This window comes from Alsobacter sp. SYSU BS001988 (assembly GCF_054796215.1).
Genome location: NZ_JBTAMK010000015.1, coordinates 30,707 through 48,403 on the forward strand (window position 1 = coordinate 30,707; position 17,697 = coordinate 48,403).

The window sequence follows — 17,697 nt, forward strand, 5'->3', positions numbered from 1 at the left end:
CGATTGCTGTAGAGATAAAGAGCTCGAGTGAATGGTGAGTGACGTCCGTGCGGCATGGGCCCGATCGTCTTATCGAGGCGGCAAGTCGAAACGCCATTGTGTCTTTGGTGCGTGGCCTCAGGACAGCCGGCGCACTCTCGCCTGAACAACTCACCGTCTTCTGTTATCACCGCGTCGGCAGTCCGCAGCCCGATCAATTCTATGGCTATCGCCCGAATCGCAGCGGGTCCGCCGAGCAGTTTCGCGCGCAAATGCGCCTGTTCAAGGCCCTCTTCGAGCCGATCTCGGTCGGCGATCTGGCGCGCTTCGTCTCCACAGGAGAGCGGCTCCCGCCCTATCCGGGACTTGTCACCTTCGACGACGGCTACCGGGACAACGGCGCCGAAGCCTGGCCGATCTTGCGCGAGTTCAACATTCCCGCCGTGATCTTTCTGGCGACCGAGCATATCGGCGGCGCGAAGCCCTTCTTGTGGGACTTCGCCGCCTTTTGTTTTGAGAAGACTTCGCGGCGAGAAGCCCACCTTCCGCTGCTCGGCCCGATCGCCTTGGGCTCCTTGGCCCAGCGGCGACAGGCCACGTCAGCCTGGATCAACGCGACGAAAGCCGCGCCGGCGGCGGAGCGGTGGGGCCTGGCGGACCAGCTGGCTGACGTCTTGGACATCCGTCCGCCCCCAGACGAGTTCTCCCACCTCTATTTGAACTGGGACGAGGTGCGGGCGCTGCATCGGCAAGGTCTCGATTTCGGCGGTCACACGGCGAGCCACCCCATTCTCAGCCGCACCACGCCCGAGGAGGCCCGCACGGAGTTCCAGTCCTGTCAGGCGGCCCTTGCGGGCGCGCTCGGCGAACCCGCGGCGAGCTTCGCCTACCCGAACGGGTCTTCACGGGATTTCGGGCCGGAGCACGAAGCCCTCGCCCGGTCGTCCGGCTTTCGCGTCGCCTTTGCGCTCCACGCCGGCTCATCCATGCTGCCCGCCATCCGGGACCGCCCGACGGCGGTCGATCGCGTCTACATCGGCGAGCGGGATGGCTACGCCCGGTTGGCGGTCAAGCTGGCGCGATTCTACGCAGCCCGCAACGCGGCGCCGGCAAGGCCGCTGAGTTGATCCAGACCTTCAGAAAACTCTACAAGTCGGAAGCCGCGCGAGGCCAGAGCGCGGTCTTCGGCTCGCAGCTCGTCCTCAATCTGTCGTTGTTCCTGGTCTTGCTGGGCGCCTCCGTCAGGCTGGACACGGGCGAGTTCGCGCGACTCTCCCTGGCGCTCGGCTGGATTGGCGTCATTGGCGGCGTCTTCAATTTCGGCCTCGATCAGGCTGCGCTCAAGCTCGCCATCGAGCGGCGGGACGGCGCCTTCATCACGGTCAATTTCTATATGAAGGCGGCGCTGTTCATCGTCACGATGGCCGGCGCGCTGCTGGGCGCGGCGCTCGGCTACGTCACTCCGGCGATCATCGTCGCCTCGGCGGCCGGCGCGGCTTTCTGGACCTCGACCCGTGTCGTGGAGCAATATAGACGGCGGTTCGCGCGTCTGGCTGCTTTGAACTTCGCTCTGGCCGCAAGCCGCGTCGTCATCGGCGGATTGTCGATCCTCAGCCAGAGCTGGGTTTGGATCTCGCTGGGGGTGCACCTGATCGCTCAGGCGCCCATCCACGTCTTCACTCTGACCCGAAGCATCCGCGAACTTGGTCCGCCGGCGGGGCGGTCTCATCTCCGGCCCATGCTGAAGGTGGCGCCGATCATGTTCGCCTCGGGTGCGCTCTTCACGGCTCTGCCGGTGATCACCCAACAGGCGATGTTCAGCCGCGGCGAACTGGCGGCGGCTTCGGCGTTCGGGGTGGTCCAGCTTTTCGTAGCCCCTCTCACGATCATGATCGGCACCGTGCGGATCTATCTCCTGCCCATGGCGCTGGAGGAAAGCCGTCGCGGCTCCTTCTTGGGAAAGCGGGAACTGGCCGTCCTGCTGAGCTTCGGCGCGGCCCTGGCCGCCGGGGTCGCGATCCTCTCCAGCCTCATCCTTCCGGCGGTGTATGGCGCGCGCCTTCCCCTCGCGCCGGTGTTTGCGGGCCTCTATCTCAGCGCCTATGTGGCGATCGCGGTGGTCGGAATCCTCAATTTGCGCTCGCAACGCGGCAATCTCATCCTGGCTGACCTCGGCGCCAATGGGGTTCGTTTCGCTGCGACGTGGGCGCTGTGCACCTGGCTCACGGATCCGCTCCAGCTCGTGGCGGGCGTATCCCTGGTCCTCGTCATCGGGGAGCTTGGGCTGTTCGTGTCGCTCGTTCGGCTGGACCGTCCGAAGACCTAGCCCGCCACGCGCCAGTTCATCACGCCCGCCATGGCTGAAGACCGGCGACGACGCATGTCTCTTTCGAGCTTTCGCCACGCCCAGGATCGACAAATGCGAGCCAATGACGACCAACTCTGCTAAATTCAGCATCGGTCGGATGCTTTCTATTCCAGGGAGAGCGACATGCCGTTGTCGAGCGAGCGCTATACGGGGTCTGACTACATCGACAAGAATCCGCAATGGCACGCTGAGGACGCGCCCTGGAAAGCCGAACAGATTGCGTCCCTGCTCAAAGAGCGAAATATCTCGCCCGAGAGCTTTCTGGACGTGGGCTGCGGAACGGGGCGCATTCTCAGCGCGCTCGTGACGGAGCACTTTCCGAAAGCCCGCGGCGTCGGCTATGACATCGCATCGCAACCCATCATGCAGGCGCAATCGGAGGCGGCTCCGCCCCTTGAGCTGCATGTCGGCGACATTACGCTCACCGAAGAGCGCGGCTACGACGTTCTCCTGTGCATCGACGTCTTCGAACACGTCGAAGACTACATGGGTTTCTTGCGCAAGCTGCGTGGACGGGCCCGTTACTACGTCTTTCACATCCCGCTCGACCTGAACTTCAAGGCCATTCTGCGGGCGCGCCACATGCGGGAACGCGAAGAAGTCGGACATCTGCATTATTTCGACAGCCTCAGCGCGAGAGCGACGCTGGCCGACACCGGCTACCGCATCGTGGCGGAGCGCTTCACCAAGAAGGCGGATCCGCATTGGAAGGCTCGCGTCCTCGAATTGGCTAGCGGCCTCATCGCGCCGATCTCGGGGCCCGACCGGGCCGTCCGTCTTTTCGGGGGCCGGTCGCTGCTGGTCCTCGCCGAGGAGGCTCAACTTAACGTCAATGGCCTATAGAGATTTCAACTTTAGATGTAGTCTGAGTTGCGCGCCCACGTAGAGCGTCTAAGATGAGCAGGCTCCATGTGGGATGCGAACGTGACGGCGCAAGTCGATAGCGGCTCAAAGCTGGTCGAAACGGCTCATCGGCAAACCATTGGCGCTGAGCTAGGGCGGATCGCAAGCCTTTTTCCACTGCGCCCAGCTCTGGTAAGTACAGGCTCATCAGCGCTGACCTTTAATGAATTAAACGAATGCATCGGCCGAGTGGCGACGTCGCTGAGGGCCGACGGTTTCGGACCGAACGCGCGCATCGCCGTCTTGGTGGAGGATCGGCGCACCGCGATCGTGGCGACCGTCGCGATCGCATGCGCCGCGACCGCGGTTCCGCTGGATCCCCGGATGCAGGAGGCGGAGCTCAGACAGACGATCCAAGCCTGCGGCGTCGACGCGATCGTTCTGGACAGCGCGGACGCCTCCACGCGCTTCATCTGCGAGTCCGAGGATCTCTTCACCTGGACGGTCGAGAGCGGCGGCTCTTCGCCCCTGACGCTGAAGCGGGCGCATGGCGAGCCGAAAAGTCAGGAATGGGGGACGCCGAACCGTGACTCCGTCGCGTTCATCCTCCAATCCTCCGGAACGACCGGCCGGTCGAAATTGATCCCGTTCAGCCATGGGAACATGCTGGCGGCCGCGGCCCGGATGCAGGCCTGGTTCTCCCTGTCTGCGGAAGACCGATGTCTAAGCGTCGCCGCTCCCTATTACTCCCACGGCCTCAAGGTGACGGTGTTCACGCCCCTGCTGACAGGGGGCAGCATCGCCCTGCCGTCGAAACCCACGCGGATCGACCTGGAGGAATGGTTTTCCGTTCTCCAGCCGACCTGGTACTCGGCGGCGCCCGCGATGCATCTGTCCATTCTCGACCATGCGAGCCGGGAGAATGCGCACCGTCCCGACCACAGGCTGCGCTTCATTCTGTCCGGCGGAGCTCCGATGCCGCCTGTGAGCGCATCGAGGTTGGAGAAGGCCCTGGGCGCGCCCTTCGTCGAGCATTACGGGCTCAGCGAAGCGGCCCAGATGGCGGCCAATCTCCCCGCGCCCGGCGGCAATCGAAGCGGGACATGCGGGACGCCCTGGCCCGACACTCTGGGGATCTTCGACGAAGCGGGCCGCATCCTCCCGGCCGAAGAACGCGGCGAGGTGTGGGTCCGCGGCCCCACCTTGACTTCAGGCTACCTGAACGACCCTGACGCGAACCGCGCGTCCTTCGTCGATGGCTGGTTTCGCACGGGTGACATCGGAAGCCTGGACCACGACGGCTACCTCACGCTGCACGGCCGGATCAAGGAGGTGATCAATCGCGGCGGCGAGAAGATCTCGCCCCGCGAAATCGACGATCTGCTGTTGACGCACCCCGCCGTGCATGAGGCCGCCGCATTCGCCGTGCCGCACGCCCGCTTGGGCGAAGATGTCGCGGCAGCCGTCGTTCTCGCCCCCGGCTGCCAAGCGCACAGCACGGAGCTGCGACGGTTTCTCTTGAAGAACCTGACCGCCTACAAGGCGCCGCGCCAGATCTTCATCGTCAAGGCGCTGCCCAAAGGCAAGACCGGCAAGATCCAAAGGTCTTCCCTCACGGAGATGTTCGGCGGGCAGGACAAGGCGGACCCGTCTCCAGCGCCGCCGGACGGCTCGGATCCGATGAGTTTGGAAACCGAACTCCTCGGCGTATGGCGCCGCCTGCTGCGGAAAGAGACCCTGACCATCGACGACGATTTCTTCGACTCGGGCGGGGACTCGCTGCTGGCTCTGGAGATGCTGACGGAGATCGACTGGATCCTCGACCCCAACCATGCGAGCGCCTTCTTGCTGGAAGGTCCAACGATCCGCAAGTTCAGCAAGATGTTGGCCCAGCACAAGGCCGCCGCCTCGCCGACGCTCCTGCACTTCAATCCCATGGGGTCGCGCGCGCCGCTGTATTTCTTCCACGGCGACTTCATGGATGGTGGTCTCTACGTCTACAGGTTGGCCCGGCACCTGAGCTCCACCCAGCCCCTGACCGCCATTCCTCCGCACGATCTGGACGGCGGCCAAAACCTTCCGCTCATCGAGGCGATGGCCGAAGAGCGGCTGAAAGCCATCATCGAGGACAATCCCACGGGCCCGTACTTCCTCGGCGGCCACTGCAATGGGGCGCTTGTGGCGTTCGAGGCCGCTCGTCTGCTCAAGAAACGGGGTCATGACGTGCGGGCGGTCTTCATGATCGACCCGCCGACCGTCAATGCGCGCCCTGTCATGCGGCGGCTTCTTGGGATGATCGGGGCCTCCTTCCCCAGCGCGTTGGGCTGGGCCTACAAGAGGATGGTCACCGTCGAGATGGTGAGGAGGCTCCCGCTGCCCACCATCGTCGCCAAGGCGCTGAAGCCTCGACAGAGCAGGCCCAAGCCCCTGTCGTGGGAAGTCTATACGACCGTGATGGCGAGCTATTCGCCTTCCAGGATGGATCTCCCGGTCATCTTCTACTCCGCCGACTTCGACGGCGCGGCTTGGAGGAGCGTCAGCTCGACGGTCACCGTGGTCCAGGTGCCCGGCGGACACTCGGGGTGCGTGACCACGCATGTGGCCGAACTCGCCCGCCACATCGCCGCAACGATCGACGCCTGTTCGGCGGACCAGGGCGCTGCGCAGGCAGCGGCGCAGAGCGCATCCGCCCCGGGCTGAAATGGCGGATGGAGTCGCGCCTCGAGGACCGCGCCGCGAATGCGGCTAAGCGTTCGCCTCTTCCAGCGCCTCCGCATAGACCTTGAGGGTTTGCGCGACGACCGCCGACGCGCCATATCTGAGGCGGGCCGAGCGACTGATCGCATCCCTGTCCAGATCCCGTTCAAGCAGATGCTTGACCCGCTCGGCGTTCTGAGCGGGCCTCTGTTGGTCGATGAAGACGCCGTTCTGCGACGGATCGATCATCGACACCAGGCCGAAGGCCCGCGGGGCCGCCGCGGGCAATCCCCGACAATGCGCTTCGGCGACGACCATCGGCGCTGTTTCCTGCTTCGACGTCAGGAGCAGCGCATCGGACCGATCCATCCAGGCGACGATCTCAGCCGGAGTTGCGGCGCCGTGGAAGGTGACGGCGTTCTCGACGTCGAAAAGCCTGGCCGCCCGGCGGCACTGCTCCTCGTAGACCCGGTCCGTGATGCGCCCGACCACGTCCAGACGAATGTCGAGGCCCAGCGCGATCATCTCGCGGAGGATCTCGATCGCGCCCAGGATGTTCTTGCGAGGCTCCATTACGCCGACCTGGATGAGGTTCAGGTGCGAGCGATCACGGACGAGCGGCTGGACCGGGCCCAGGAAGATGCGGTCCACTGGGTTGGGGATGGCGGCCCATTTCAGATCCCTGACGTCCGGCATGGCGTCGAACACGTAGTCGCTGATGACGATCACTCGATCGAAATTGCGTCGGCTCGATCGCTCGATCTGGCCCACCAACCATGCGCGCATCTTGGTGGACAGAATTCGGAGCGGATCCCGCGCCCGCCCGTGCAGGATGTCGTTCTCGAGCACGCCATGAGCGGTGAAGACGTTCTGGGGACGGCCCAACTTGCGCTGCGGCCACCGGAACGACAGCCCAGCCAAGTCATGGACATGCACGATGTCTGGCTGGATCTCTTCGATGATCCTGTGGACGTCCCGCGAGGCCGAGTTCCAGTAATTCAGGCTGGCGGGCCATGGCGAACGCCGAAGATAGATGATGTCGCCAGCGTCGTCCCTGTGCCGGAAAGCGCTCGGCGCGTTCGGCACGACCAGCGTGACCTTGACGTCCCGCGCCAGCTCGTCCCGCAGGATTTCGACGACGCGCTCGACGCCGCCCGTCGTCGCCTGCGAGGGGACCGGGTATTTGGCTACGAGGCAGACGTGCATCGGCCGGATCTTGCTGTGTCGCGCCGCCTGCGTTCAGGGATCACGTGAATTCCTCGTTTCCAGTGTCCCGCATTTTCTGCACGACCTTGACGGCCAGCGCCCGCGACTTGGTCAGCGGATTGTCGTGGTAGCGCTGCCAACGCTCCACGACCTCGGCGAAGACGCGGTCATATTGGGTGAAGGTCTTCTGCAGCGCCTGCAACTGCGCGATGTGAAGGCGATGATAGAAGGGGCTCGCGATCGTCCCACCCAGATCGTACATCGACCAGTAGCCGCAGTCATATTGCGGCAGCGCCCGGGCTATCGTCGCCACCGTTTCGTCGAGAGCGTCCCGAACGGCCTGGCTCGAACTGACATAAGTGATGTCGTGCAATCCCATGAGACTGAAGATCCAGCCATTCAGAACCATGGTCATGCGGCTTCCGGGATATTCTTCGAGCCACAGGCCGTCGTCATGCCGGGCCACTTCCAGCCCGGAGTCAGCCTGCGTCATGGCCGTTGCGGCGCGTTCGGCCGCCGCCAGGTAGTCGGAATCGCCGGTGGTCGCGTAAGCGCGGGCGAGGATGGAGATTCCTTGTCCCTGAGCCATGGATGAGTAGGGGGTCGAGGTGCCCCGATCGATCAGATGCCAGCATGGCCAGCCGCCGCGCGCGTCAAGGCTTCGAACGGCCCAATCCGCGATCGCGCGAAACGCGTTCCATTCAGACGTGCGTGTCCGATCCGATAGGACCCAGCGGTCCCAATGGCCCAAGCCCTTCTGGAACACCGTGATCGGGAAGCTGAAGCGGTTGCCGCGGTCGGTCTGCACCAGCGGGATCCCGGCGTCGTCGCAGTCGCCGGACCACATCGTCTTTCCGGTCAGATCGTTGAAATATCCTTCCAGGCGATCCGGGCAATAAGCACGACCCTGACCTTGCGGCACATTGTGGAGCGAACGCCCTGTCGCGTATCGGCTCCACTTTTTGACCCGCCATGAGTAGCGGCGGACGATATCCACTTTTGCGGCTTCAAACACCACTACCCCCTGGACGATCCACCGCCCGTTTATTCCAGCCGGTCCATGCTGAACCGCCTGATCCGGACCTGATAAGTCGTCGGACTTGCGCGCCTGTAGAGGCCCATTCGCCAGTACCAGTTCGTTTGCTGGTTGATCCCGATCTGGCCTTCCATCGCGAGAGACGGGACGTCGTCGACCCACGCTCGCAGGAAGCCGCCCGACCCCATTTTGGCCTGGAGCTTGACCTTGTGCCAGACGTCGCGGGCGACCGGCCCTTCGGTGATGGGAATCTCGGTCTCATTCAGTTGCGCGCTGGAGCCGTCACGCAGAACCATGAAAAGCCGGTTCAGTCCGGAGCCGCTGCGGAAGGAGACCTCGAACGGCGGCGACACGTTCAGATCGGCATGCATTTGGCCGATCACGGTCCAGGGCGAGTCGAAGTCGAAGCCCGCAGGCACGAGGAACTCATAGGAGATCTCGACGGCCGTGCCGTTGCGCCATCGGACGGAGCCGAACGACACTTCGGACCGCTCGGCGTTCTCCGGGTCCTGGTAGCCGGTCTCCGGATTGCTCAGACGGTCTCCGGACCGGACCTCGAAGCGCAGTTCGGCGTCGTCAGGAGAACTGAAGCTCCAGGGCCGCATGCCGTCGACCGTGCAGTCAAAGCCCGCGATGACGACGCCGCTGCGGGGCGGAGGCGCCCAGGTGGATGGACGAATGCGGGCACGCGCGAGTTGGACCGGAAGCGCCCGCATCGCTGGACGGTCGCTGCAATCCTCGGAGTCCGCGACACGCCGTGGCGCCAGGCTCACCGGAACGAGATCGCCGCGCTCGGCGCAGGGCGGCTGCAGAGTCCAGACCTGGCCGACATCGGCCCCCTGCCCCCAGGCTGAGTTCGCCGTCGCCCAGAGCATGCCGAGCAGAGCCGCGCACTGCCTCATCGGCTTCCGGATGTCGCGCAGCGCCATGCCCATTCTCATCCTTCCCCGGCCTCGCCCGCTCTAGCGAATGGACGGCGCCGCTTCAGTCCCGAAGCTCCCGCGCGAGACTCTGACCAGATCGCCAGGCTCGAGCGGGGTGTCCTCGGTCGCCACGATCCACCTCGCCTGGCCGGAATTGCGTCGAAGGATTTCATAGCCGTACGCCAACCCCTGATTGTCGGCAACGGCAAGGCTTTTGGGATCCCCCGGGAGGGACAAAGCCGTCAGTTGCGCGCGCAAGCTCTCGAGAGCCATGAGCGCATCTTGCAGTTCTTTCGGCACACGGACTTGACGGTCGTCTACCTTTTCGAGGCGCCGGCGTAATTCTTCGCGATCCTGCCGGGCCCGGGCCAGGCGCGCGCCGGTGTCCATCTGGCGGCTCTTCAGCAATGAGGCCGCCCTCTGCTCCTCCGAGACGCGCCCTGGATTGGACAGTCCCTTGCGGCTGAGCTCCGTCACGCGCTGCAGTTCCGCCGTCTGCTGTTGCGAGCCTTCGATGTCTTCCTTCAAACCGTTCTGAAGAGCGACGATCTGCTCGTCGGCCATGTCGATCGCCCTTTGCAGCGACTGCCGTTCGAGATCGCGTTCGGCCTTCTTGGCGCGCAGAGCCCGGCTTTCCAGTTCTGCGATCTGCTCGACCTGCGGCCCGGGCGCCTGCTGGCGAAGCTGGTTGAGGTCCAAAGCCGGCCGGTCAGCGAGCTCCGCCGTCAAGCTCGCGATCCGCACCTGTTGGCGCAGATATTCCACCCGCAGCGCCGAAATGCGAGACCCCAGGTCCGTCGCAGGATTAGCCGCCTGATCCAGCAAACGCGGGACGCCCCCGCCCAGCGCCACGGCGTGGATCACGGTGAATCCGCTCCGATAGGGATAGGCGCCCGGCTTCACGACCTCGCCGGCGACATAGATCGGCCGGGTCTCCACCAGGTCCAGGATGATGTCGCTCGGGCGGACGGACTGGCTCGGAGCGAACAGACCCGTGATCCGGGCCCGGAGCTCCGAGAGGGACAAGCCCGCGACGTGGATCTCGCCGAACAGCGGCAGAGTGATGTTGCCGTCGGGATTGACGGTGGCCTTCCGGTTCAGGTCGGACCGCCCCATGATCGCCAGATCGATGACGTCGCCGCTGTCCAGCCGATACTCCGCCCGCGCGGCGCCGCCAGCCAGGCAGACGAAGAGCGTGAGCGTCAGCCCGACCAGAAACGCCGCCGTCTTGATCCCTTGTCCGCTCACGCGGGACGTCTGAGGACCGCTGTGAGGCGCAGTGTCTTGCATCTCGGTGCTCCTGTAGCATCGCCGCCGATCAAGGGCCGCGGCGCACATCCGCATGGCTGATGGGGCGGCGCTCCACCTGGCGGAACCGCAGATATGCGGTGCCCCAGGCCGTCCCGAGGCCGAGCAGGAAGCCCAGGACGACGATCGCCAGCCGTGGCGGGAAGCTGGCCACCTCTGGAACCAGCGCCCTGGAGACCACGCGGGCATTCGGACCCAGCAGGGAGCGCTGCTGGCTGAGTTCGGTCAGCTTGGCCAGGCTGTCCCGATACAGGTCGCGAACGCCGATCTGGGCCTCGGAGGCCGACAATTGCTCGTTATACGCCTTCACCCGGCTCGCCGTGGCGGCTTCGGCCTGATCGAGGCGAGCAGCCTTGGCGTCGACCTGCTCCTGGAGATAGACGCTGGCGAACGTGTTGGCGATCTGCGCCGCGCGAGATGGGCTGTTCCAGACAGCCTCGATCGCGATGACGTCGGTCAGGCCCCGCCGGCGGATCGTTACGATTTTCTGGAGCGTCCGCGTCGCCGCGTCGAGAATGACGGCCTCCGGCGCGGATCCGTCCTCCCCGGCCGCACGCTGAGCCGGCGCGTGCCGGCCTGACAGGCCGGCGCGGAGCGAACTGAACAACTCACGGCGAAGCCGGCTTAACTTGCCTTCCTCCGGCGAGAACTCCGGATCGGATTTCAAGTCGAGCTTCTCGGACACCTTCGCGGCCAAGGAGTCGGACTTCAGGATCTCGACCTCGCTGTCCGCAGCCGTCGCGCTCGGGATGATCGGCGCCGACTGTTCGTTGCGTGGCTCCAGAAGCAGCAGGGTCACGGCGGTGAAGCGATCGGGAAGCAACGCCGCGATGACCAGAGCGATGCACCCCACCAGAACGGCGGACGCCAAAATCTGAAGTCGGTGAACCCAAAACACGTGAAGGGAGTCTTGGAAAGGCCGGGACTGATCGACTTCCGTCTTGCTTGCTTCGACCCCCTCCGTGTGGGCCGTCCGGAACCGTCGCGACCAAGACGCGATGCTGACCGCCTCATCCTCTGGCGCCATTGCTGACTCACCTTCTCTGGTCGCCGGGCGGTGCGAGCCTACTAATCATACCCAGTTCACCCAGCTTACTCACTTAACCACCAGTAGGTTATGCGAATGTTTCGGCTCCTACAACAAACTCCAGGCGCAAATTGGCCGCGATTAATCCAGCCCTTTCGCATGATGATATAGTCCATTCGGCTTAAACGTTACGAGCGAGGCTCACCGCTCGTGGTCAGCTTGACCTAGCGACAACCAACACAATACCCTCCGAATAGCGGACCGGCACCATCATGGAACCGAAATGGCCACACCTGCTGATCCAGCTCGGAGTTCTTTGCGCGTCTTATTGGTCACGACGGAATACCCGTCTCCAGAGCGCCCCGGGGGGGCGGCCTATCTGATCCGCCATATCGAGGCCCTAAAGACCCTAGGGGTCGATGTCGATGTCCTCCCCTTCCGGAGCCGGGGCAATCCGCTCAATCACTGGCGGGCGTGGCGCCGCATGAGACGGATGATGCGGGAGAAGAGCTACGACGTCGTCCACGCTCATTTCGGTCATGCGTCCTTGATCGCCCGGATGCAGTGGGCGAAGCCGCTCGTGATCACCTTTCACGGCAGCGACGTCCTTGGAATCGTGAACGCGAAGGGCCGCTACGCCTGGAAGGGTCGCCTGAGCACCGCACTGTCTCAACTGATGTCGATGACGGCCGCCGAAGTCATCGTCGTGGCCCAGCATATCGGCGCCCGGCTTCCGCGCAAGGACTGGACCGTGATCCCGCTGGGCGTCGACCTCGACGCCTTCAGGCCCCTGGACAGGAGCGAAGCCAGAAGGACGCTCGGCTGGGACCAGGACGTCTTCACGGTCGTCTTCGCCGCCCTCCACGCGAAGAACCCCGTCAAGAGGCTGGGTCTGGCGCTTTCGGCCATGGAGAGCCTCCAGGCGCTGGGCAAGGCCGAATTGAAGATCGTCGAGGGTAGCCCGCCCGACATGATGCCGGTCTATCTCTCGGCCGCGGACGCGCTCTTGCTGACCTCGGCCCATGAGGGATCCCCCACCGTCGTCAAGGAAGCGATGGCCTGCAATCTTCCTGTGGTGACGACGGACGTCGGCGATGTCCGCGAGAGGCTGCGGGACGTGTCGCCGGGAGCGATCCGCCCGGCGGAGCCGCAAGCTCTGGCGCTGGCTTTGCACGCGATCGCGCTCTCGGGGCAGCGGTCCAACGGACGCGACGTCATCGAGCGCCAGCTGACGGAAGATCGCGTCGCCGGCAGGGTGATCGGAGTCTACGAGAAAGCCCTGCGACGACGCGGCCGCCTCGAATTGTCTCCTCAGGGTGTCCCCTAAACGTGGTCGACGACAGACGCGACGTCGCGACCGGGACGCCTTGTTGGCCTGCATGCGTATGGGGGAGTGTCAGTAAATGCGTATCAGCGTGTTCGGACTTGGCTATGTGGGCACCGTATCGGCGGCCTGCTTCGCCTCATTTGGGCATTCCGTCATTGGCGTGGACGTCAGTGAGACGAAAGTCCGGTTGGTCATGCAGGGTCAGCCCCCCTTCGTTGAGCCCGATCTCGCGCCGATGCTGTTGCGGGCGAGGCGGGCAGGCCTGCTGACGGCCACCTCCGACTGGGCGGGCGCCGTGATGGAGTCCGACGTCAGCTTCGTCTGCGTCGGCACGCCCAGTTCGGCGACCGGCGATATCGACCTTCGCGCCGTCGAGAATGTCTGCCGCCAGATCGGCGACGCCATGCGGGCGAAATCCAGCCCTCACATCGTGGTCATCCGGTCCACGGTCCTGCCGGGCACCTTCAGGAACGTCGTCGTCCCCGTGCTGGAAAACAGCTCGGGCAAACGCGCCGGGGAGGATTTCGAGGTCGCGTGCAATCCGGAATTCCTGCGCGAAGGGACGGCGGTCGCGGACTTCTTCCAGCCCCCCAAGACCGTGATCGGGGCGGACACCGAGCGGGCGCGCGACATCGTGCGAGGACTCTATGGCGATCTCCCCGGCCCGATGGTGGAGACGACGCCCGAAGTCTCCGAATTCATCAAATATGTCGACAATCCATGGCACGCCCTGAAGGTCGCGTTCGCCAACGAGATCGGGAACCTTTGCCAGAGTTGCGGGGTCGACAGCCGGCAGGTGATGGACGTCTTCCTGCAGGACCTGAAGCTCAACATATCGAAGGCCTATCTGCGGCCGGGCTTCGCATTCGGAGGATCGTGCCTGCCCAAGGACCTGCGGGCGATCACCCATCTGGCGCGCTCGCGCAACGTCGAGACGCCCGTCCTGCGGTCGATCCTGGAAAGCAACCGCAAACAGATCGAACGTGCGTTCAGCACGATCGCGGCCCTGGACCGGCGTCGCATCGGCGTTCTCGGATGCTCGTTCAAGAAGAATTCCGACGACATGCGGGAGAGCCCCTTCGTCGAACTGATCGAACGCCTGATCGGAAAAGGCTTCCTGGTCAGCATCTTCGACCACAATGTTCAGCTCTCGGCGGTTCTCGGAGCCAATCGGGACTACATCAACGCCAAGCTGCCGCACATCGCATCCATCCTGAAAGACTCCGCGGCGACGGTCGTCGACGACGCCCAGGTCGTGCTTCTGACGACCCTGGAGCCCGACTACGTCGCGGCGGCCGAACGATTGCGCGAGGATCAGGTCCTGATCGATTTCGCCGGGATGCCTGACGCGCGAAACACCCGGGCCGCGTATGTCGGCGTGAACTGGTAGGGTGGGCCGCATGAAGATCGTCTATCTCCACCAGTATTTCCAGACTCGGGACATGGTCGGGGTCGCGGGAAATCGGTCTTACGAGTTCTCGCGCCTGCTGGTGCAGGCCGGGCACGAGGTGCATGTCGTGACGTCGTTCCAGAATACGACGTCAGCCCAGCGCGCCCCCTGGACGTCGGTGGCCGACGGGATCACGGTCCACTGGCTGCCGATCCCCTATTCGCAGAAGATGTCCTTCAAGCGAAGGATGCGGGCCTTCGCGCAGTTTGCGCTGCGCTCGGCGACGCTCGCCGGGTCGCTGGACGCGGACGTGGTCTTCGCCACCAGCGGACCTCTCAGCATCGCCATACCGGGGATCTACGCCGCGTGGCGCCAGCGCGTTCCGCTGGTGTTCGAAGTCCGCGACCTCTGGCCAGAGGGCGCCATCCAGCTCGGCGTGTTGAAGAACCCAATGCTGAAATTCCTCGCGCGCAGGCTCGAGCGGCTCGTCTACGCCTACTCGTCCCATGTCGTCGCGCTGTCGCCCGGGATGCGGGACGGCATCATGAAATGTGGGGTGCCTGCCGAAAAGATCACCGTCATCCCCAATGCGGCGGATCTCGATCTCTTTCACCCGACGATCGACGGGTCTGCGGTGCGGCGGCGCCTTGGACTGGAGGGCCGGTTCTCGCTCGCCTATTTCGGCACGATGGGACTGGCGAACGGGCTTGGGTTCGTGCTCGACTGCGCCGCCGAACTGCAGCGGCGCAAGACGGACGGGATCGTCTTCGTTCTCCACGGAGACGGAATGGAGCGCGCCGCGCTGGAGCGCCGCGTCGCGCAAGAGAACCTGCGCAATGTGATCTTCTCCGATCCGGTCCCCGACAAGCGCTACGTCTCCGAACTGGCCGGCGCGGTCGATGTCTGCATGACGATCTACCGCAATGCGCCGGTCCTGCGCACCTGTTCGCCCAACAAGCTGTTCGACGCGCTGGCCGCGGGCAAACCCATCCTGACCAATATGCCCGGATGGCTCGGCGACGAGCTCGCCGTCGGCATGCAGACCGGCGTTCTCGTGCAGCCGGATGACCCGATCGACTTCGCCGACAAGGTGACGTGGATGAGAGACCATCCCGACGACCTCAAGGCCTTCTCGCAGAACGCCCGCGCGCTGGCCGTCCGCGATTTCGCACGGGAAAAGTTGGCTGCGCAGCTCGAGGGCGTGCTCCTGACGGCCGCTCGGAAGCCGGCGCCCGTCTGCGTTCAACCCCGCACGCAGGCAAGCGGCTGATCACCCATGAAGTGGCGCAGCAGAAGACTGGACGGCAGTGGCGCAGACCGACTCTCTCAGTGAACGTCAGAACGCCTCCGCGGCGATCGACCCCTTCGGCCTCGCGATCCTGATCTTCGCAGGCCTGAACCTGAACGGGATGATCTATCTCCTGACAGGCGCCAAGTCGGTTCTGTCGCCCGCCGTGCTTCCGGTCGTCCTGGTCCTGCTGTACCGCTCCTGGCGGCCGGCGGTCGTCACCGACGTCCTTCTCATGTTCTGCGCCTTCATGGGCGCCTATCTGGTGCTCGGGGCGTTCAGCGACATCTGGGCGGAGGCGCTGGGCCGAACGCTCCAGACCTACACGATCACGCTTCTGCTGGTGATCGCCGTCGCCTCCTGGTTCGCGGTGCTGCCCGATCGCGGCGTCAGCAAAGGGCTGCGCGCCTTCAAGTGGATCTGTTTTCTCGCGAGCGTGGTGACGGCGGTCTCGCCTGCGATCTACGACGCCCTTGGCTCGGCCGGGAGCATCGACCGTTACTCGGGATTGTTTGAAAATCCTGACGAGGCGGCGATGATCGCCCTGTATTGCCTGGTGCTCATCCTGATCTACCCGTCGCGCTCGCGGCTGATCAACCTTGTCCAGTTGATCGTCGTGGCGATCGCGCTGGCGCTCACCTTTTCCAAGAACGGCGTTCTCATCGCGATCGCGGTCACGGTGTTTCTCTCGTTCAGGAGAGGATCGGCGGCGTTCAGCGCATGCGTCTTCGCCATCTGGTGCTCCATCGCCTCCTTCATCTGGATCGTCTACGATCAAGACCTGTTCGATCTGACCCGGGAGCAACGGCAACGGCTCGGCGAACTGTTCGGCGTGCTGGGCGGGCAGATCGACTCCCAGACCACGACGGGCCGCACCCTGCTTCTGGATTTCGGCATGCAGAAGCTCGCCAAGGTCTTTCCTGGCGGAGCGGGGCTGGGCGAGTTCCATGCCCTGGAGGGGGGCTACCGAAACCCGCTCGGCGAGTGGCTCGGGATCCACAACACCTATCTGATGGTGCTTGGCGAAGCCGGCCTGGTCCCGTTCCTGCTGCTGCTCGCGCTGGCTTTCCGGCTCATGTATCTGGGGTGGTTCAGGTCCAGCTACGGCGCAGTCGTCGTCGGTTTCGGCATCGTCCTTTTCGGGGACATGATCGCGACCCACAACGCCCTGGTGCTGCGCTTTTCGGACGTCGTCCTCGGGATCATGATCGCTCTGGCGGCCAGGACGCTCCCGCCAGAACGCAGCCGCGACGGGGCGCCGGCGTTCCGGCGCCACCCCGGCGCCGGCGAGACATACGCCGAGCCGTGATGGATCTACGCCCGACCGCGAGCGCCAGTTGAAGATTGTCGAAAGAAGCACGCAGGTTCATGATCGTCTGCGTCTTCGGGAGGTTGCCATGACGATCGAGCGCATGATCCTTCTGGTCGTTGGCGTCGTTGTCCTCGCGTCGGTTCTGCTGGCCGTCTACCAGAGCCCGAAATGGCTGTGGCTGACGGGGCTGATGGGCGCTCATCTGATCCAGGCCTCGTTCACGGGCATGTGCCCGGTCGTGATGGCGCTCAAGCGCCTGGGCCTGCCGTCGCGCCCCGCATTCGGCTGAAGCGATTCAACCGCCGGCTTTGGTCCGGATCTCCGGAGCGCCGCTTTTCGCGCCGCGGCGGCTCGCTGCATGCGCTCGCTTGGGCCCAAGACTCAAGTCTTCGAGGCTCGTTCTGACAGGGGCGAGCCGCTTCCGCCCCCTCGAATTCCATGAGAAGCTGTCCTCAGCATTCCGGAAGACGATCACCGCCGTGTGATGGGCCGCCGCTGGATCCGTGCTTCGCCAAGCGACAGTCGAGTTCGCCTTCAAGCCCGGAACGTCCAGGAGGATGGAATGGCCTTCGTCATGCCGCTGCGGGCCCGGTTCGACCTTGTCGACCGCATCCTGAACGTGTCGCAGAAGGTGGGCGACTCGCGCGACAGTCCCAATCTGCGTGACGACGTCCTGGCCGTCCAGAAGCTGCTCGTGCTGGCCGCCGTCGGTCCCGGCGCGAGGTTTCCGGAGCCCACGCCCACGGGGGTCTATGACCCCACGACGGCCTATTACATCTACCACATCCAGCAAAGGCAGCACGCGGCGAGGCCGGGGTCGACGGTCGATGGGGTCATGAGCCCCGCACGCAACGGCTCGCCCGGCTACGGGCCCGGCCTCCACACCATCGTCATCCTCAACAACATCGCGCGCAACGCCAACCAGTCCGGCTGGGAAACCTTGCTGTCGCAGTTCGCCATCCGGGCGAACTGAGGCGACGCCAGCCGCCGTCG

The 17,697-nt window shown here is 64.7% G+C and carries 15 protein-coding genes; 10 read left to right on the forward strand and 5 right to left on the reverse strand.

The genetic code is table 11. The features are described from left to right. Positions 1-38 precede the first annotated feature (38 nt). The 4 genes from ACYVO7_RS20910 (at position 39) to ACYVO7_RS20925 (ending at position 5,890) form a co-directional block, all read left to right on the forward strand. Positions 39-1,106 carry a polysaccharide deacetylase family protein gene (locus tag ACYVO7_RS20910; RefSeq protein ID WP_460451724.1) on the forward strand — a complete coding sequence of 356 codons (1,068 nt, stop codon included), beginning with the start codon at positions 39-41 and terminating at the stop codon, positions 1,104-1,106. Beyond that, positions 1,103-2,305 (forward strand): hypothetical protein, encoded by a 1,203-nt coding sequence (locus ACYVO7_RS20915; RefSeq protein ID WP_460451725.1) that lies wholly within the window; start codon positions 1,103-1,105, stop codon positions 2,303-2,305. The genes ACYVO7_RS20910 and ACYVO7_RS20915 overlap by 4 nt, the downstream gene beginning before the upstream one ends. 165 nt (positions 2,306-2,470) lie before the next feature. Continuing rightward, positions 2,471-3,190, forward strand: coding sequence for a class I SAM-dependent methyltransferase (locus tag ACYVO7_RS20920; protein ID WP_460451726.1), 720 nt, complete (start codon positions 2,471-2,473; stop codon positions 3,188-3,190). A gap of 66 nt (positions 3,191-3,256) precedes the next feature. Then, positions 3,257-5,890, forward strand: coding sequence for an AMP-binding protein (locus ACYVO7_RS20925; RefSeq protein WP_460451727.1), 2,634 nt, complete (start codon positions 3,257-3,259; stop codon positions 5,888-5,890). Positions 5,891-5,935: 45 nt separating this feature from the next. On the opposite strand, the gene ACYVO7_RS20930 is transcribed toward ACYVO7_RS20925, so the two are convergent. Genes ACYVO7_RS20930 through ACYVO7_RS20950 form a run of 5 tightly spaced genes read right to left on the reverse strand, consistent with a single transcriptional unit; the run spans position 5,936 to position 11,387 of the window. Continuing rightward, positions 5,936-7,093: a glycosyltransferase family 4 protein gene (locus ACYVO7_RS20930; RefSeq protein WP_460451728.1), complete on the reverse strand. Its 1,158-nt coding sequence runs from the start codon at positions 7,091-7,093 to the stop codon at positions 5,936-5,938. A 40-nt stretch (positions 7,094-7,133) separates the two neighbouring features. Beyond that, positions 7,134-8,108: a D-glucuronyl C5-epimerase family protein gene (locus ACYVO7_RS20935; RefSeq protein WP_460451729.1), complete on the reverse strand. Its 975-nt coding sequence runs from the start codon at positions 8,106-8,108 to the stop codon at positions 7,134-7,136. Positions 8,109-8,137: 29 nt separating this feature from the next. Beyond that, a complete protein-coding gene (locus tag ACYVO7_RS20940) occupies positions 8,138-9,058 on the reverse strand; it encodes a heparin lyase I family protein (RefSeq protein WP_460451730.1) in 921 nt (306 codons plus the stop codon). Positions 9,059-9,091: 33 nt separating this feature from the next. Further along, entirely contained in the window at positions 9,092-10,342 is a 1,251-nt protein-coding gene (locus ACYVO7_RS20945) for a polysaccharide biosynthesis/export family protein (RefSeq protein WP_460451731.1), read from the reverse strand. A gap of 28 nt (positions 10,343-10,370) precedes the next feature. Further along, a complete protein-coding gene (locus ACYVO7_RS20950; protein WP_460451732.1) occupies positions 10,371-11,387 on the reverse strand; it encodes a Wzz/FepE/Etk N-terminal domain-containing protein in 1,017 nt (338 codons plus the stop codon). Positions 11,388-11,670: 283 nt separating this feature from the next. Here ACYVO7_RS20950 and ACYVO7_RS20955 point away from each other — a divergent pair, with 283 nt between their 5' ends. From ACYVO7_RS20955 to ACYVO7_RS20980, 6 genes are all read left to right on the forward strand, one after another. After that, a complete protein-coding gene (locus tag ACYVO7_RS20955; RefSeq protein WP_460451733.1) occupies positions 11,671-12,714 on the forward strand; it encodes a glycosyltransferase family 4 protein in 1,044 nt (347 codons plus the stop codon). Between the two features lie 76 nt (positions 12,715-12,790). Beyond that, the gene (locus ACYVO7_RS20960) at positions 12,791-14,104 is read left to right on the forward strand and encodes a UDP-glucose dehydrogenase family protein (protein ID WP_460451734.1); all 1,314 of its coding nucleotides are present in this window, start codon (positions 12,791-12,793) and stop codon (positions 14,102-14,104) included. A gap of 52 nt (positions 14,105-14,156) precedes the next feature. Continuing rightward, positions 14,157-15,374 (forward strand): glycosyltransferase family 4 protein, encoded by a 1,218-nt coding sequence (locus tag ACYVO7_RS20965; protein ID WP_460451799.1) that lies wholly within the window; start codon positions 14,157-14,159, stop codon positions 15,372-15,374. Positions 15,375-15,411: 37 nt separating this feature from the next. Continuing rightward, positions 15,412-16,701 (forward strand): hypothetical protein, encoded by a 1,290-nt coding sequence (locus ACYVO7_RS20970; RefSeq protein WP_460451735.1) that lies wholly within the window; start codon positions 15,412-15,414, stop codon positions 16,699-16,701. A gap of 88 nt (positions 16,702-16,789) precedes the next feature. Next, positions 16,790-16,993, forward strand: a complete 204-nt coding sequence (locus ACYVO7_RS20975) for a YgaP family membrane protein (RefSeq protein ID WP_460451736.1) — start codon at positions 16,790-16,792, stop codon at positions 16,991-16,993. 273 nt (positions 16,994-17,266) lie between these two features. Then, on the forward strand, positions 17,267-17,677 hold the full coding sequence (locus tag ACYVO7_RS20980) for a hypothetical protein (RefSeq protein ID WP_460451737.1): 411 nt from the start codon (positions 17,267-17,269) through the stop codon (positions 17,675-17,677). Positions 17,678-17,697: the final 20 nt, after the last annotated feature.

Excerpts from the sequence above, each read along its gene's own strand:
- ACYVO7_RS20920 (WP_460451726.1), top strand. The coding sequence starts at position 2,471 with ATGCCGTTGTCGAGCGAGCGCTATACGGGGTCTGACTACATCGACAAG.
- ACYVO7_RS20925 (WP_460451727.1), top strand. The coding sequence starts at position 3,257 with ATGTGGGATGCGAACGTGACGGCGCAAGTCGATAGCGGCTCAAAGCTG.
- ACYVO7_RS20930 (WP_460451728.1), bottom strand. The coding sequence starts at position 7,093 with ATGCACGTCTGCCTCGTAGCCAAATACCCGGTCCCCTCGCAGGCGACG.
- ACYVO7_RS20940 (WP_460451730.1), bottom strand. The coding sequence starts at position 9,058 with ATGGCGCTGCGCGACATCCGGAAGCCGATGAGGCAGTGCGCGGCTCTG.
- ACYVO7_RS20945 (WP_460451731.1), bottom strand. The coding sequence starts at position 10,342 with ATGCAAGACACTGCGCCTCACAGCGGTCCTCAGACGTCCCGCGTGAGC.
- ACYVO7_RS20950 (WP_460451732.1), bottom strand. The coding sequence starts at position 11,387 with ATGGCGCCAGAGGATGAGGCGGTCAGCATCGCGTCTTGGTCGCGACGG.
- ACYVO7_RS20955 (WP_460451733.1), top strand. The coding sequence starts at position 11,671 with ATGGCCACACCTGCTGATCCAGCTCGGAGTTCTTTGCGCGTCTTATTG.
- ACYVO7_RS20960 (WP_460451734.1), top strand. The coding sequence starts at position 12,791 with ATGCGTATCAGCGTGTTCGGACTTGGCTATGTGGGCACCGTATCGGCG.
- ACYVO7_RS20965 (WP_460451799.1), top strand. The coding sequence starts at position 14,157 with ATGGTCGGGGTCGCGGGAAATCGGTCTTACGAGTTCTCGCGCCTGCTG.
- ACYVO7_RS20975 (WP_460451736.1), top strand. The coding sequence starts at position 16,790 with ATGACGATCGAGCGCATGATCCTTCTGGTCGTTGGCGTCGTTGTCCTC.
- ACYVO7_RS20980 (WP_460451737.1), top strand. The coding sequence starts at position 17,267 with ATGGCCTTCGTCATGCCGCTGCGGGCCCGGTTCGACCTTGTCGACCGC.